This window comes from Paracoccus sp. FO-3 (assembly GCF_006386455.1).
GTDB classification, from domain to species: Bacteria; Pseudomonadota; Alphaproteobacteria; order Rhodobacterales; family Rhodobacteraceae; genus Paracoccus; species Paracoccus versutus.
In genome coordinates this window covers 1-14,558 of the sequence record NZ_VCBQ01000019.1, presented here as the reverse complement: position 1 = coordinate 14,558, position 14,558 = coordinate 1, and the positions used below count along the sequence as shown (strand labels likewise).

The window sequence follows — 14,558 nt, the reverse complement described above, 5'->3', positions numbered from 1 at the left end:
GCTCGCATGACCGGCGCAAGCGGCTGGCCGATGCAGCGCCCCGCCCGCATCTTCTTCGCATGGCTGGGCCTGGCGCGGAAATCGTCCACGAACCTGCGGCTGGCGGTGGACATCGACCCGCAAAGCTTTCTGCAAGCGCAAGCCGCGCCCCGGCCCTACGGCGGCTCGCATGACCGGCGCAAGCGGCTGGCCGATGCAGCGCCCCGCCCGCATCTTCTTCGTTCTGCAAATACTCCCCGCGAGCTTTCCTGCAGCGCCGAGATCGCGGATCGGGGCCCGGCCGCGAAAGACCGGCGAGCCTGCATGATCTCCGGCTCCAGATGGGCCGGACCGGGCGGGCGCGGGGGTCGCACCGATCGCGGCATGAAAAATCCCCAGGGACCGTCGGTCCCTGGGGCTGCAATCGTTACCACTACCGAACCCCTGGGCAAGCGTCGCCGGGCGCCGCCCAGGGGTTTAGTCCGGTTACGACCGCAGATCGAAGCGGTCGGCCTCCATCACCTTCACCCAGGCGGCGATGAAATCGGCGACGAACTTGCCGCCGTTGTCGTCCTGGGCATAGACCTCGGCATAGGAGCGCAGGATCGAGTTCGAGCCGAACACCAGATCCAGCCGCGTCGCCGTCCATTTCACCACGCCGGTCTTGCGGTCGCGGATCTCGTAGTGGTCGCCGGCCTTGGCCCAGGTATTGGCCATGTCGGTCAGGTTCACGAAGAAATCCGTGGTCAGCGCGCCTTCGCGGTCGGTGAAGACGCCGTGGCGGGTGCCGCCGTGATTGGTGCCCATGGCCCGCATGCCGCCGACCAGGACCACCATCTCGGGTGCGGTCAGCCCCATCAGCTGGGTGCGGTCCAGCATCAGCTCTTCGGGGGCGACGATATAGTCCTTTTTCAGCCAGTTGCGATAGCCGTCGTGGATCGGCTCCAGCACCGCGAAGCTGTCGGCATCGGTCATCGCATCCGTGGCGTCGCCGCGGCCGGGCGAGAAGGGCACCTCGACCTCATAGCCCGCCGCCTTGGCCGCCAGTTCCACGCCGACATTGCCGGCCAGGACGATGGTGTCGGCGAGGCTGGCGCCGAACTCGGCCGCCAGCGGCTCCAGCACCGCCAGCACACGGGCCAGCCGGTCGGGTTCGTTGCCTTCCCAGTCCTTTTGCGGGGCCAGGCGGATGCGCGCGCCATTGGCGCCGCCGCGATTGTCCGAGCCGCGGAAGGTGCGCGCCGAGTCCCAGGCGGTCGCCACCATCTCGGCCACCGTCAGCCCGCTTTCGGCGATGCGCGCCTTCAGGCCCGCGATGTTCCATTCGCGGTTGCCGGCGGGCACCGGATCCTGCCAGATCAGGTCTTCGGTCGGCGCCTCGGGGCCGATATAGCGCACCTTCGGCCCCATGTCGCGATGGGTCAGCTTGAACCAGGCCCGCGCGAAGACTTCCGAGAAATAGTCCGGGTCGTTGTAGAAGCGCAGCGAGATCTCGCGATAGATCGGGTCCATCTTCATCGCCATGTCGGCATCCGTCATGATCGGGTTGTAGCGGATCGAGGGATCCTCGACATCGACCGGCTTGTCTTCTTCCTTGATGTTGACCGGCTCCCACTGCCAGGCGCCGGCGGGGGATTTCCGCAGCTCCCAGTCATAGGTGAAGAGCAGGTAGAAGAAGCCGTTGTCCCATTGGGTCGGATGGGTGGTCCAGGCGCCCTCGATGCCCGAGGTCATGGTATAGCGGCCCTTGCCCGACTTGTTGGAATTGGCCCAGCCCAGGCCCTGTTCGCAGACATCGGCCGCTTCCGGGTCGGCGCCCAGCAGCTCGACCTTGCCGTTGCCGTGGCATTTGCCGACGGTGTGGCCGCCCGCGGTCAGCGCCACGGTTTCCTCGTCGTTCATCGCCATGCGGGCGAAGGTTTCGCGCACCAGGGCGGCGGTCTTCAGCGGGTCGGGCTGGCCGTTCGGCCCTTCGGGGTTGACATAGATCAGCCCCATCTGCACCGCGGCCAGCGGGTTTTCCATCGAGGTCGCGTCATCGGCATTGCCCATGCGCTCGTCCTGGGGCGCCAGCCATTCCTTTTCCGCGCCCCAGTAGGTGTCCTTCTCGGGGTGCCAGATGTCGTCGCGGCCAAATGCGAAGCCATAGGTCTTGAGGCCCATGTTCTCATAGGCGACGGTGCCGGCCAGGATGATCAGGTCGGCCCAGCTCAGGCGGTTGCCGTATTTCTTCTTGATCGGCCACAGGATGCGGCGCGCCTTGTCCAGGCTGACGTTGTCGGGCCACGAGTTGATCGGGGCGAAGCGCTGGTTGCCGGTGCCGCCGCCGCCGCGGCCGTCGGCGATGCGATAGGTGCCGGCGGCGTGCCAGGACATGCGGATGAAGAGCCCGCCGTAATGGCCCCAGTCGGCCGGCCACCAGTCCTGGCTGTCGGTCATCAGCGCATGCAGGTCGCGCTTGACCGCGTCGAAGTCGAGATTGCGCACCTCGTTGCGATAGGTGAAGTCCTGGAGCGGGTTGGTCTTGCGGTCATGCTGGTGCAGGATGTCCAGGTTCAGCGCATTCGGCCACCAATCCATGTTCGAGGTTCCCATGGCGGTGTTGCCGCCATGCATGACGGGGCATTTGCCCGTCGAGGGAATATCGTTGCCGTCCATGCTAGCTCTCCTTTGCTGGGCCGCGCCGCGGGGCGGCGCTGGTTGACCGGTGCGGATCGCGGCCGTCTTGTGGCTGCGACGGATGGCTCTTTCGAATCTACGCACCTTCTGGAGACAGGTTCTAGCAGCTTCCGAAATTATTGGAATTTATAAGTTTTAATAGTTTTAATAACTTTTTATTATGTAGGGTGCCGCAGTTTCGCGCCCCTTTGCGCCGGCCGGGCGCAGGGGGCCGCCTTTCCGGTGAAAAGGGTCAGTCGCGCGGCCGGGCGCGGTCCATCAGGCTGCGGATCCAGCGCCCCGAGGCCCAGCCCGCCGGCACGCCCAGAAGCAGCGCGGCGCCGGCGGCCTGCATCGGCGGCAGCACCGGCAGGCCGATCCAGCTGGCCAGAAGCGACAGCATGAACAGGTTGATCCAGACCGCCGCCGCCGCGAAGGGATAGAACAGCAGCGCCAGTTTCCAGGCCGGCCAGCCGTCAGTGGCTGGTTCCGTCCTCGAAGGTGATCTTGTTCCAGACATTGTATTTCCCCGAAGGCTTGCGCATCGGCAGCCGTTTCACCTCGTCCAGCGTCCCGGCATCATAGACCACGACCGCGCCCTCGTCCTCCCACAACGAGACCAGGACATGGCTGCCGTCGCGGGTGAATTCGCTATGGGCGAAGGTCTGGCCGGGAAAGGGCGCCAGCGTCTTGACGATTTCCAGCGTCTCCTTGTCGATGACATGCATCTCGTCCTTGTGCGGGCCGAAGAAGACGTCCGCCCAGACATAGGGGCTGGCGGCATGGCCGCGCAGGAAGAAGCCGGGACCGTCGGTCTTGATCTGCTTGACCAGGCTCCAGTCCTGCATGTCGATGACCGAGATCACCCCCTCGCCCAGATGCGGGGTGGCCATGACGCGGCGGCCGCCCCGTTCCCAGGTGATGCCCGAGCCCAGGTGCGGCATCCCCGGCAAGGGCAGTTCCGCCACCTTGTGCCCGTCGTCCAGCTCGATCACCACGCCCTTGTCGCCCGCCCGGTTGGCGCCGATCAGCTGGCGGTAGTCGGGCGAGAAGAAGAAATCGTCCAGCGGCTCGTCGATCGGGATGCGGCGGATGGCCAGGTCGGCGGTCGCCACCTCCCAGATCTCGGGTGCGTCCTTCAGCGCCAGCACGAAGCTGCGGCGCTGCGGCGCCTGGTAGACGGCGCTGACCCGGCTGGGGGTGCCGCCGACCTCGGTCTCGATCAGCCGCAGCGGATTCAGGTCGGCGTCCAGGATGGTCAGGCTTTCGGGCAGGTAGTTCGCGATCGCGATGCGCTGGCCGTCCGGGCTGATGGCGATGTTGCGGCTGTTCAGCGCGGCGCGGATGCGGCCGACCTCGGCCAGCGACCAGATGTCGTATTTCTGCACCCAGCCGTCGCGCGACATGATGTAGACGAAGCGCCCGTCGGGGCTGAACTTCGGCCCGCCATGCACGGCGAAGGGGGTGGCGAAGCGGTCCAGGACCTCGAACGTGTCGCCGTCCAGCACGCTGACGTGATGGTCGCCGGTTTCCACCACCAGGGTGATGTTCAGCGGATCGGCGGCAAAGACCGGCTTGTCCGCCGGGCGGTAGTCGGCATTCATCTCGCGGCTGGCGGCGATCTGCTGGGCGTCCCAATGCGGGCGGTGGTCCAGCGGCGCGGTGACATAGCCGACCAGCGCCGCGATGGCCTCGGGCGACAGCCGGTCGGCAAAGCCCTCCATCTGGGTCGAGACCCGGCCCTGGGCGATCACCGCGTCGATGCCCTTCACCCGCCCCAGCGTCTCGGGGATCAGCGCCGGGCCGGTGCCGCCCAGCCGGTCCTCGCCATGGCAGGCGGCGCAATGCTCGGCATAGTCGGCAGCGGGGTCGGCCTGCGCCGCCAGCGGCAGGGCAAGCAGCAGGCTAAAGGAAACGATGGGCCGGATCATGGCTTTTTCCCCGGAAAGGCGTGACGGCAAGGCGGCCCTGGTCGGCACCTTCTGCGCCGATCTCGGAGCCCGAGAGATAGCAGGCCGGATCTTCGGCCCATGGATCGCCGGTCAGTTGCAGCGCCCGGATGCGGGTATTGCCGCCGCAGACCGCCTGATAGGCGCAGGCGCCGCAGCGCCCCTTCAGCGGCCGCGGCCGGGTGCGCAGCGTGGCCAGGATCGGGTCGTCCCCGGTCCAGATCGCGGAAAACGGCCGTTCCTTGACCGAGCCAAGCGTATAGTCCGACCAATAGGTATCGGGATGGACGCGGCCCTGCGGGTCGATGTTGCCGACCCCGAGCCCCGAGGAATTGCCGCCCCAGGCCTCCAGATGCGCGCGCAGATGCGCGACGGCGGCGGGTGCAAAGCGCGTCTCGGCCCAACGCAGGAAATAGACCGCATCGGCGTCGTTGTTGCCGGTGACGACCTCCAGCGGCTCGCCTTGCTCGACCGCCTGCCAGGCGCGGGCGATCAGCAGGTCCATGGCGCGGCGGGTGCGGGCATGTTCGGTATCCTCGCCCCGGTGCTTGTCGCCGCGCCCGGCATAGACCAGGTGCGACAGGTAGAACTTGTCCACGCCCTCGTCGCGGCACAGGTCCAGCATGGCGGGCAGGTGATGGGCATTGCCCTCGGTGATGGTGAAGCGCAGGCCGACCTTGACGCCCTGCGCCTTGCAGGCGCGCACGCCGGCCAGCGCCTGGTCGAAGGCGCCCTCGACGCCGCGGAACCAGTCGTTCACCGCGCCGATCCCGTCCAGCGAGATGCCGACATAGTCGAAGCCCAGCCCGGCCAGCCGGTCCACGTTCTGCGCATTGATCTTGGTGCCGTTGGTGGACAGCGACAGGTGGCGGAAATCCAGCCGCCGCGCCTCGGCCGCCAGTTCCCAGAAGTCGAAGCGCGACATCGGCTCGCCTCCCGACAGGATCAGCGCCGGGATGCGGAAATCCGACAGATCCCGCAGCACCGCCATGGCCTGGTCATGCGAAAGCTCGCCCGGAAACGGCCGGTCGGCCGAGACGGTATAGCAATGGCGGCATTTCAGGTTGCAGCTGCGCGTCAGGTTCCAGATCACCACCGGGCGGACCGCATCCGGCCGGCTGCGGCGGCGCGGCGGCGAGGGGTCCAGAAGCTGCTGCATGTATTGGGTCAGGCGGAACATGGTTTGCCTTTCTTAGCCGTCCTTCAGGCGCAGGCCGGTCTTTTTCAGGATCCGGGTGGAATAGAGGATGTCGTCGGCCCGGCAGGCGGCGCCCAGCAGCGCGCGGACCTGGGCGCGCTTTTGCTCGACCTCGGCGCGGCTCTGGCCGTGCAGCATGGCGAACAGGTTGTAGCGCCAGACCGGCGCGCGCGGCCGCAGGTAGCAATGCGTCACGAAATCCAGCGCGCCCACCTTTTCGCCAAGGCCGGCCGCCTGCGCGTCCTCGACGTCCCAGACGCTCATGCCGTTCGCGGTCATTCCCAGCGCGTAGTGGTTGGGCGCGATGGCGATGCGGCGGATCACGCCGCGCGCGTGCAGGACCGACAGCCGGGTGATGACCTGCGTCTCGGTGAGGCCCAGGTCGGCGGCGATCCGGGCATAGGGCGCCTCGACCAGCGGCAGCCCGGCTTGCGTCGCGGCGATCAGCCGGCGGTCGGTATCGTCCAGGACCGTCATGCCGCCACCCGAAAGCCGATGAAGAACTCCCGCAGCTTGGGAAAGCGCCAGACGGTCAGCCCGGTCTCGGCCTCGATCTGCCCGGCGGTCTCGGCGATGGCTTCGCGCGTGGCGGTGGCCAGCACGAACCACATGTTCAGGGCATGGTCGCGGGCATAGTTATGCGCCACCTCGGGATGGGCGTTGACCAGATCGGCGATGCGGTCGAAATCCGCCTGCGGTGCGGAAAGCGCGCAAAGGCAGAAGGCCCCGCCCATCGCCGCGGCGTCGTAGAACGGGCCGAAGCGGGTGATGGCGCCGATCGCGCGCAGGCGTTCGAGCCGTTCGATCAGTTCGGCGCCGCTGAGGCCAAGCGCCGCGCCGGCATCGTCGAAGGGGCGGGGGGTCAGTGGAAACCCCTCTTGCAGGCTGTTCAGGATGGCGCGGTCGGTATCGTCCAGCGCCTCGGGGGGCAGGGTCTGGCGGCTCATGCGGCAACCTCGGCGATGACGGCGCCCCGCTGGCGAAAGCAGCGGGTCGAGAACAGGATGCGATGCGGCACGCCTTGCAGTTCGGGCAGGGCGCGGGCCTGGACCAGCACCTCCATCGCCTCGGCGCGCGAGCGGGCGTGGATCATGCAGAACAGCGGCCAGCTCCACAGCCCCGGCACGCAGCGGCGCTGATAGCACAGCGTCACGCCGGGAACCCCGGCCAGCGCCGTGCCGGCGGCCTCGACCGCGGCTTCGGGCAGGCGCCAGACCACCATGGCGTTCTGGGTCCAGCCGAGCGCGCGATGGCGCACGATCACGCCGACGCGGGTCAGGATGCGGGCCTCGGCCAGCGCGCGGATGCGCGAGATCACCTCGGCCTCGCTGCGGTGCAGCGCCTGTCCCAGCGCGACGAAGGGGCGCGGCACCAGCGCCAGCCCGGTGGTCAGCGCCTGCATCAGCGCCTTGTCGCGCGGGCGCAGCGCGGCCAGGTCGGCGGGCCGGTCCAGCGCCATGGTGCGGCGCGGGCCGAGCAGCGGAAAGCCCAGGTCGATGTTGAAGGCCCGCACCAGCGGCAGCGACAAGGGCAGCAGCCCCGTCGCCGTCTCGATCCGGGCCAGGCTTTCCTCCAGCGCGGCGGCATCGGGGGCGGTGGCGACGAACCACAGGTTCCAGTCGCTGCCCTCGCGCAGATAGGCGTGGTTGACGCCGGGCTCGGCCCCGACCAGCGCCGCGACCTTGTCGATGCGCCGCACCGGCACGCGCAGCGCGGCGAGCGTCGAGGCGCCGGCGGTGTTCGGCCGGCAGGTGGCGCCGATGCGGGCGATCAGCCCCTCGTCGCGCAGGCGAGTCAGGCGGGCGATCACCTCGGCCTCGCTGGTGTCGAGGCGGTGGGCGATGGCGGCGAAGGGCCGGGTTTCCAGCGGCAGGTCGCGCTGGAAACCGTCCAGCAGGCGCAGGTCCAGATCATCCATGTCATAACCCCGTGCGATGCGCGCGATCGGTGAAGAAGATGCCCGAGGGCGCGCGGGCCTCGATCTCGCCCAGAACCTCGCGGGTGCGGGTGTCGCGGATCTCGACCCGGTTCTCGTCGCGGACCGACAGCCAGACCTCGCGCCCGCGGGGGGCGAATTCCATGTGCAGCACACCCTTGCCGGGGGTCAGCGTGTCCAGAACCTCGTGGGTCAGCACGTCCACCACCTGCAGCTTGTCGTTGTCGGGCGGGGCGAAGTTCACCCAGACCTCGCGCTGGTCGGGGCGGGCCAGGGCAAAGACCGGCTGGCCGGCCAGCTCGGTGCGGCCGATCTCGGCCAGCCCGTCGGCATCGACCCAAAGCAGCTGGTGCAGCCCCACGGCAGGCAGGGCGAAAAGCCCGTCGGCCAGGGTCCAGCCTTGCAGATGCGGCATCTTGTAGACCGGCAGGTCGGGCTGGTCCTTGCCGTAGTCGGGCAGGAAGCGCGTGACCTTGGGCGGGTCTTGCCACAGGTCGACCTGCGTCAGCCCCTTTTCGCCGAAGAGCCCGACGATATAGTGCCGCCCGTCGCCGGTCAGCAGCGCGTCATAGGGGTTGGCGCCGATGCCTTCCAGCGTCGTCACCGCAGGCTGCGTGGGATCGGCGGAATGGTCGAGGATCCAGACCTCGCCCGTGTCCCAGGTCGCCACCACGAAGCGCGAGCCGGGCGCATCGGCGATGCCCACGGTCTTGGAGCCCATCGGCACGTCCGCCACCAGCTCCAGCGTCTCGGCGTCGAAGACCTTGACGCCGCCCGGCTCGTAATTCGCGACCGCGACCAGACGGCCGTCGTCCGAGATGGCGCCGCCGATGGAATTGCCGGCCTGCACCACGCGGCGGACCACCTGCCGGGTCAGGATGTCGACCTTGGTCAGCCCGCCGTCGCGGCCGAAGACATAGGCGAAGCGTTCGTCGGGGGAATAGACCAGGCTCGCGTGGGACAGGTCGCCCAGCCCCTCGATCCGGCCGAGCGCGGCGCGTTCGCTGCGGTCCACGACCAGCAGCGAGCCGGCCTCGCGCTCGACCACCAGGCCCAGGTCGCCGGTGCCGCGCAACGCGTCGGCCAGCGCCGGGCTGGCGATCATCAGGGCGGCCAGGAATGGCTTGAGCATCATTGCGTCTCCGTCGTCAGAAGGTAATCGGCGATCCAGCGCGCCTCGTCCTCGGTCAGCAGCGGGCGCCAGCCGGGCATGGCGGTGCCGGGCATGCCGTCCAGGATCACGCCGCTCAGATCCTCGGCATCGCGCCCGGCCAGCGCCTGGGCGGTGATCGGCCGGCCGAGCCCGCCGGTCAGCCGCAAGCCGTGGCACGAGCCGCAATCCTGCCGCACCAGATGGCGCAGCTGGTCCTGCCGCGCGGCATCGGGCGGGCCCGCCGCAGCGGTCCCGGCCAGCAGCACCAGCAGGAGCGCCAGCCTAGCCATGCGCCACCAGCCGCCATTCCGGGCGGTAAAGCCCCTGCGGCAGGGCGCAATCCTCGGCCATTGCCGCGACATGGCCGACGATGAACAGCACCGGCGCCGGCAGCGGCTCGCGCGCCAGGGCGGCGGCGATGCCCGACAGCGTGGCGCGCAGCCGCCGTTCCTGCGGGGTGCTGGCCTGCGACACGGCCAGCACCGGCAGGTCGGCCGGCATGCCGTGGCGGATCAGCTGGGCCGCGATCTCGGCCATGTTCGCCGCGCCCATGTAGACGGCCAGCGTGGTCTGCGGATCGGCCAGCGAGGCCCAGTCGAGGTCCAGCGCCGCGTCCCGCGCCCGGTGGCCGGTGACATGGCGCAGCCCGGTCGCCAGCCCGCGATGCGTCAGCGGGAACCGGGCCGAGGCCGCCGCGCCCTGCGCCGCGGTGATGCCGGGCACATAGTCGCAGGGGATGCCGGCGCGGGTCACGGCCTCGAACTCCTCGCCGCCGCGGCCGAAGATGGTCGGATCGCCGCCCTTGAGCCGCGCCACGGCCAGGCCGGACAGGGCCAGTTCGACCAGAAGCGCGTTGATCTCATCCTGCGGCACGGGATGGAAGCCCGCCGCCTTGCCCACCGGGATGCGCCGGACATGGGCGGGGATGCAGGCCATCACCTCGTCCGAGACCAGCCGGTCATGCACCACCACATCCGCCTGCTGCAAAAGCCGCAGCGCCCGCAGCGTCAGCAACTCGGCGTCGCCCGGACCGGCGCCGATCAGATCGACCCTGCCCATCCGTGCCTTGCCCGCTGCCGCATCGTTCAAGTTGCGCGCGGCCATGCCTGGCGCCGCGCCGCCCGTCACCGTCTTGCCGGCCATGTCGAACCCCATTGAAATACTGCCGGGGCGGGGGCGCGAACGCCCCCACCTGGGTTGTGACCGCTCAATAGGTGTCGGTCATGGTGTTGTAGACGTTGAACTTGCCGGTGGGCGTCACCAGCCGCTCGTCCTTGATGACGTGCTTCAGCTCCAGCGTCTTGTCGTCCACCACGACCAGCGCCGATTCCTGGTCCTTGCCGTTCCAGACGCTGAACCAGACCTCGGTGCCGTCCTTGTTGAACTCGCCCTGCACGACGCGGGGCTGGCCCTCGGTGATGCCGGCCCATTCGGCGATGGGCAGGGTGGTGAACTCGGGGTCCGAGCCGTCGCCCGTCATCGCCTTGGTGTCGAAGACCGCGACCGAGCCCGAGATCTCGGCCTCGGGGTTCAGGGTCGCATCGACATAGAGGTATTGCGAATTCGGGTGCGTCTTGATGAACAGCGAGCCGCCCCCCAGCGCCGGGAAGCTGTCCAGGATCTTCCAGGCATTGTCGGGATGGCCTTCGGGATCGGTGCCGATCAGCGCCACCGAATCGTCGCCCATGTGCGAGGTCGCCCAGACCGGCCCGAAGGTCGGGTGGACGAAGTTCGCGCCGCGGCCCGGATGCGGGGTCTGGCCGCCGGTATCCTCGATCGCGACCAGCTTGCCTTCCTTGGTGTCGATCACCACCAGCTTGTTGCGGGCGTTGGCCGCGGTGATGAAGTAGCGGTGCGAGCCGTCCAGGCCGCCGTCGTGCAGGAAGCGCTCGGCGCTGATCTCGGTGGTCTTGAGGTTGTCGAGGTCGGTATAGTCCACCAGCAGGATCTTGCCCGTTTCCTTGACGTTCACGATGAACTCGGGCCGGTAGTGGCTGGCCAGGATCGCGGCGACGCGCGGCTCGGGGTGATATTCCTGCTCGTCATAGGTCATGCCGCGCGTGGACTGGATCTTTCTCGGCTCCAGCGTCTCGCCGTCCATGATGACGTATTGCGGCGGCCAATAGGCCCCGGCGATGGCGTATTTGTCCTCCCAGCCCTCCATCTTCGAGGTCTCGATGGAACGCGCCTCCGAGCCGATCTTGATCTCGGCGACGGTGGTGGGCTCCTTCATCCACAGGTCGATCATGTTGACCTTGCCGTCGCGGCCGATCACGAACAGATAGCGGCCCGAGGCGGACAGCCGGCTGATATGGACCGCATAGCCCGTATCGAGGACCGACTTGATCTCGTAGGTGGCGCCGTCGATCAGCGCGATCTGGCCGGCGTCGCGCAGGGTGACGCTGAACAGGTTTTCCAGATCCCAGTCGTTTTCCTGCTGGGTGGGGCGGTCTTCGGGCGCGACATGCACCTTCCAGGATTCGCGCATCTCCTTCATGCCGAATTCCGGCGGCGCGGCCGGGTCAAGAAGCAGGTAGTTCGCCATCAGGTCGACCTGCTCGGCCGAAAGATCGCCCGAGGTGCCCCAGTTCGGCATCCCCGCGGGCGAGCCGTAGGTGATGAAGCTTTGCAGGTAGTCGAAGCCCAGCTCGCGGGTCAGGTCGGGGGTCAGCGCCTTGCCGGTCGCGCCCTTGCGCAGGACGCCGTGGCAGCCGGCGCAGCGTTCGAAATAGATCTTGTTGGCCTCGTTATACTGGGCATCGGACAGGGCGGGGACGCCCTCGGGGGCGCCCGGCGCCGCGACGTCCTGCTGCGCAAGGTTGTCCAGCGAGGGCTCGTAGCGGTTGTCGGTGCGGGTCTTGTGGTCCTCCAGCGCGGCGGCTGGATCCTTTGGCGGGGCGGCCTGTTCCTGTGCGGAGGCCGCAAGCGGCCCAAGGACAAGGGCCAGGGCTGCCGAGGCCAGAAGGCCGGGTCTGGCGAATGGAGTCCTTTGTCTCATCTGGCTTTCCTATTTGCTGGCGCGCGTTCCCGTCGTTCCTGTGCGGAATTTGCGCGCAAGGCTTTGACCATTGTTAAGGCCGGGCTGCGGCATTCGCGCGATCAGCAGGAAAACCCTGGGATGCGGATGGCGATGCCCGTCAAATATCTTGTTGCACCCTGCCGCCTGCTGGCTGCGCTCCTGGCGCTGGTCCTGCTGATTCTGCCCGCCTGGGCCGAACCGCCCGCCGCCCCCGACGCGCGGCTGGCGCAGGCGCTGTTCGGCGCCGACGGGCCGGTGGTCCTGGACCGCCGCGAAACCCCGGTGCCGGGCTGGAGCGTCAGCCGCGACGGCCGGGCGCTGGGCATGATCGGCTCGACCTGGGAGATCGCGGCGACAACCGGCTATTCCGGCAAGCCGCTGGACGTGCTGGTCGCGGTCACGCCCAAGGGGGTCATCGCCGGCGCCAGGCTGGTGCGCCAGACCGAGCCGGTGCTGAGCCTCGGGATCTCGCAGGCGCATATCGCCGCCTATGTGGACGGGTTCCGCGGCGTCGACCTGTCGCAGGGCCAAGGGCGGGATCGCGGGCTGCCGCCGGTGATCTCGCGCGCGACGGTCTCGACCGGGGTGATTCGCGACGGCATCCTGCGCAGCGGCCGGGTGCTGGCGCAGGCGCAGGGGCTGGGCGGCGGCGGCATCGACCGCGTGGGCTACCGCCCCGCCACCTGGGCCGAACTGCTGGCCGAGGGGGCATTCGGCCATGCCTCGGTCTCGATGGCCGAGGCGGCGCGGGCCTTTGCCGGCGCCAAGGTGCCGGTCGAGCCATCGGAGGCGCCGTTCCTCGACCTTTATGCCGGGCTGATCGACCCGCCGACCGTCGGGCGCAACCTCTTGGGCGCGCAGGACTTCACCGCCGCCGTGGGCGCCTTGCAGCCGGGACAGGCGCTGGTGGCGGTGCTGTCGCGCGGCCTTTACAGCCCGCGCGGCACGGAATGGCGCCGCTCGGGCCGGTTCGAGCGCATCGCCTTCGAACAGGGCGCGCTGCGGATCGAGCCGGGCGACGGCGATTTCGTCATGGCCGAGACGCTGGCGCTGGCCGACGCACCGGCCTTCAAGGAAATCAGCCTGTTCCGGCTGAACATCGACCCTGCCGCCGGCGGCATCGACCCGCGCCGGCCCTTCGACCTGGTGGTGACGGCGACCCGGCCGCTGGCCGCGGGGGGCGAAGGCGCGCTGCCCATCCGCGCCACCATCCGCCTGCCCGCGGCCTATGCCGTCGCCGAGGCCCCCGCCGTCCCGTTGTGGCAGGAGTTCTGGCTGAAGAAGATCCCCGGCATCGCCATCGTCGGCGCCATGCTGTTCGTGCTGGCGCTGATCCTGTTCGGGCAAGAGGCGCTGGTGCGCCGGCCGATGCTGTGGCGGCGCGTGCGGCTGGGCTTTCTGGCCACCACGCTTTTCGTGCTGGGCTGGGGGCTGAACGGCCAGCTTTCGGTGGTGCAGGTGGTGGCCTTCCTGAACGCGCTGCTGTCCGGCTTTCGCTGGGAGACCTTCCTGATCGAGCCGATCATCTTCCTGATCTGGTCCGCCGTCGCCCTGGGGCTGCTGTTCTGGGGCCGCGGCGTGTTCTGTGGCTGGCTGTGCCCCTTCGGCGCGCTGCAAGAGCTGATGAACGCCGCCGCCCAGCGGCTGGGGGTGCGGCAGATCGCCGTGCCCCAGGCCCTGCACGAGCGGCTATGGGTCATCAAGTATACGCTGTTCGTCGCCATCGTCGCGCTGAGCTTCTACAGCATGGAGCAGGCGCTGATCCTGGCCGAGGTCGAGCCGTTCAAGACCGCGATCTCGATGCGCTTCCTGCGCGCCTGGCCCTTCGTGCTGTTCGCGCTTGCGGTGCTGGCGGGCGGGCTGTTCATCGAGCGGTTCTATTGCCGCTACCTGTGTCCCCTGGGCGCGGGGCTGGCGATCCCGGCCAAGCTGAAGATCTTCGACTGGCTCAAGCGCCGCCCGCAATGCGGCCGCGAATGCCGGCTGTGCGAGACGAAATGCACCGTCGGCGCCATCGACCCGCTGGGCCGGATCAACCCCAACGAATGCGTGCTGTGCCTGCGCTGCCAAGTGGTGATGAACGACCCCGGCACCTGCCCGGTGCTCAAGCGCCGCGCCCGCAGTCCCGCCCCGACCGGAGATGCGCCATGAACCGCCGCCGCTTCCTGCTGCTGACCGCCAGCGCCGCGCTGCCCGGCATGGCAGGCGCCGCACCCGCCGCGCCTTCCCAGGAATGGCGGGGCCGCGCCATGGGTGCCGATGTCACCTTGCGGCTGCATGGCGCGGGCCCGGCGCAGGCGCGCGGCTTCTTTGCCGAGGCGGCGTGGCTTTTGGCCCAGGTCGAAAACCTGTTCTCGCTGCATCGCGACTCGGATCTGGCGCGGCTGAACCGCGACGGGCGGCTGCGCTTTCCCGCCGCCGGCATGGTCGAGTTGCTGGCCCTGTCCGACCGGCTGCATCGCGCCACCGGCGGCGCCTTCGACCCCACCGTGCAGCCGCTGTGGCTGGCGCGGGCGCAGGGCGGGGACGAGGCCGCGGCCCGTGCCCTGGCCGGCTGGGATTCGGTCGCCTGGTCGCGGGCCGAGGTGCGGCTGGCCCGCCCCGGCATGGCGCTGACCTTCAACGGCCTGGCGCAGGGCTGGGCCGCCGACAGGCTGGCCGGGGCG

The 14,558-nt window shown here is 69.2% G+C and carries 13 protein-coding genes; 2 read left to right on the top strand and 11 right to left on the bottom strand.

Annotation, left to right across the window (positions count from 1 at the left end; translation table 11 throughout):
- Positions 1 to 465 precede the first annotated feature (465 nt).
- The 11 genes from katG to FE811_RS07350 all read right to left on the bottom strand — a co-directional run bounded on the left by katG (position 466) and on the right by FE811_RS07350 (position 11,871).
- Positions 466 to 2,637 carry a catalase/peroxidase HPI gene (katG, locus tag FE811_RS07400; RefSeq protein ID WP_116223077.1) on the bottom strand — a complete coding sequence of 724 codons (2,172 nt, stop codon included), beginning with the start codon at positions 2,635 to 2,637 and terminating at the stop codon, positions 466 to 468.
- Positions 2,638 to 2,890: 253 nt separating this feature from the next.
- A complete protein-coding gene (locus FE811_RS07395; RefSeq protein WP_036751990.1) occupies positions 2,891 to 3,157 on the bottom strand; it encodes a hypothetical protein in 267 nt (88 codons plus the stop codon).
- Positions 3,114 to 4,568, bottom strand: coding sequence for a cytochrome D1 domain-containing protein (locus FE811_RS07390; protein WP_116223076.1), 1,455 nt, complete (start codon positions 4,566 to 4,568; stop codon positions 3,114 to 3,116). Before FE811_RS07390 ends, FE811_RS07395 begins: the two co-directional genes overlap by 44 nt.
- A complete protein-coding gene (gene nirJ / locus FE811_RS07385) occupies positions 4,543 to 5,766 on the bottom strand; it encodes a heme d1 biosynthesis radical SAM protein NirJ (RefSeq protein WP_036751984.1) in 1,224 nt (407 codons plus the stop codon). Before nirJ ends, FE811_RS07390 begins: the two co-directional genes overlap by 26 nt.
- A 12-nt stretch (positions 5,767 to 5,778) precedes the next feature.
- A complete protein-coding gene (locus tag FE811_RS07380) occupies positions 5,779 to 6,261 on the bottom strand; it encodes an AsnC family transcriptional regulator (protein WP_036751981.1) in 483 nt (160 codons plus the stop codon).
- Positions 6,258 to 6,731 carry an Lrp/AsnC family transcriptional regulator gene (locus FE811_RS07375; RefSeq protein ID WP_116223075.1) on the bottom strand — a complete coding sequence of 158 codons (474 nt, stop codon included), beginning with the start codon at positions 6,729 to 6,731 and terminating at the stop codon, positions 6,258 to 6,260. Before FE811_RS07375 ends, FE811_RS07380 begins: the two co-directional genes overlap by 4 nt.
- Positions 6,728 to 7,702, bottom strand: coding sequence for an AsnC family transcriptional regulator (locus tag FE811_RS07370; protein WP_116223074.1), 975 nt, complete (start codon positions 7,700 to 7,702; stop codon positions 6,728 to 6,730). The genes FE811_RS07375 and FE811_RS07370 overlap by 4 nt, the downstream gene beginning before the upstream one ends.
- Before the next feature lies 1 nt (position 7,703).
- The gene (locus FE811_RS07365; protein ID WP_114535023.1) at positions 7,704 to 8,855 is read right to left on the bottom strand and encodes a cytochrome D1 domain-containing protein; all 1,152 of its coding nucleotides are present in this window, start codon (positions 8,853 to 8,855) and stop codon (positions 7,704 to 7,706) included.
- The gene (locus tag FE811_RS07360) at positions 8,852 to 9,163 is read right to left on the bottom strand and encodes a cytochrome c (protein WP_036751969.1); all 312 of its coding nucleotides are present in this window, start codon (positions 9,161 to 9,163) and stop codon (positions 8,852 to 8,854) included. The genes FE811_RS07365 and FE811_RS07360 overlap by 4 nt, the downstream gene beginning before the upstream one ends.
- A complete protein-coding gene (cobA, locus tag FE811_RS07355; RefSeq protein ID WP_072461155.1) occupies positions 9,156 to 10,016 on the bottom strand; it encodes a uroporphyrinogen-III C-methyltransferase in 861 nt (286 codons plus the stop codon). The genes FE811_RS07360 and cobA overlap by 8 nt, the downstream gene beginning before the upstream one ends.
- Before the next feature lie 64 nt (positions 10,017 to 10,080).
- On the bottom strand, positions 10,081 to 11,871 hold the full coding sequence (locus tag FE811_RS07350; protein ID WP_116223073.1) for a nitrite reductase: 1,791 nt from the start codon (positions 11,869 to 11,871) through the stop codon (positions 10,081 to 10,083).
- Positions 11,872 to 11,997: 126 nt separating this feature from the next.
- Between FE811_RS07350 and FE811_RS07345 the strand changes: the two genes are divergently transcribed.
- Both FE811_RS07345 and FE811_RS07340 read left to right on the top strand, forming a co-directional pair.
- Complete coding sequence (locus FE811_RS07345; RefSeq protein ID WP_116223286.1) at positions 11,998 to 14,043, top strand: NosR/NirI family protein; 2,046 nt, start codon at positions 11,998 to 12,000, stop codon at positions 14,041 to 14,043.
- The coding region (locus tag FE811_RS07340; RefSeq protein ID WP_181180835.1) for an FAD:protein FMN transferase at positions 14,040 to 14,558 on the top strand (519 nt) is incomplete at its 3' end. The genes FE811_RS07345 and FE811_RS07340, both read left to right, overlap by 4 nt.

Coding starts and splice junctions, on each gene's coding strand:
- katG (WP_116223077.1), bottom strand. CDS start 2,637: ATGGACGGCAACGATATTCCCTCGACGGGCAAATGCCCCGTCATGCAT.
- FE811_RS07395 (WP_036751990.1), bottom strand. CDS start 3,157: ATGTCTGGAACAAGATCACCTTCGAGGACGGAACCAGCCACTGACGGC.
- FE811_RS07390 (WP_116223076.1), bottom strand. CDS start 4,568: ATGATCCGGCCCATCGTTTCCTTTAGCCTGCTGCTTGCCCTGCCGCTG.
- nirJ (WP_036751984.1), bottom strand. CDS start 5,766: ATGTTCCGCCTGACCCAATACATGCAGCAGCTTCTGGACCCCTCGCCG.
- FE811_RS07380 (WP_036751981.1), bottom strand. CDS start 6,261: ATGACGGTCCTGGACGATACCGACCGCCGGCTGATCGCCGCGACGCAA.
- FE811_RS07375 (WP_116223075.1), bottom strand. CDS start 6,731: ATGAGCCGCCAGACCCTGCCCCCCGAGGCGCTGGACGATACCGACCGC.
- FE811_RS07370 (WP_116223074.1), bottom strand. CDS start 7,702: ATGGATGATCTGGACCTGCGCCTGCTGGACGGTTTCCAGCGCGACCTG.
- FE811_RS07365 (WP_114535023.1), bottom strand. CDS start 8,855: ATGATGCTCAAGCCATTCCTGGCCGCCCTGATGATCGCCAGCCCGGCG.
- FE811_RS07360 (WP_036751969.1), bottom strand. CDS start 9,163: ATGGCTAGGCTGGCGCTCCTGCTGGTGCTGCTGGCCGGGACCGCTGCG.
- cobA (WP_072461155.1), bottom strand. CDS start 10,016: ATGGCCGGCAAGACGGTGACGGGCGGCGCGGCGCCAGGCATGGCCGCG.
- FE811_RS07350 (WP_116223073.1), bottom strand. CDS start 11,871: ATGAGACAAAGGACTCCATTCGCCAGACCCGGCCTTCTGGCCTCGGCA.
- FE811_RS07345 (WP_116223286.1), top strand. CDS start 11,998: ATGGCGATGCCCGTCAAATATCTTGTTGCACCCTGCCGCCTGCTGGCT.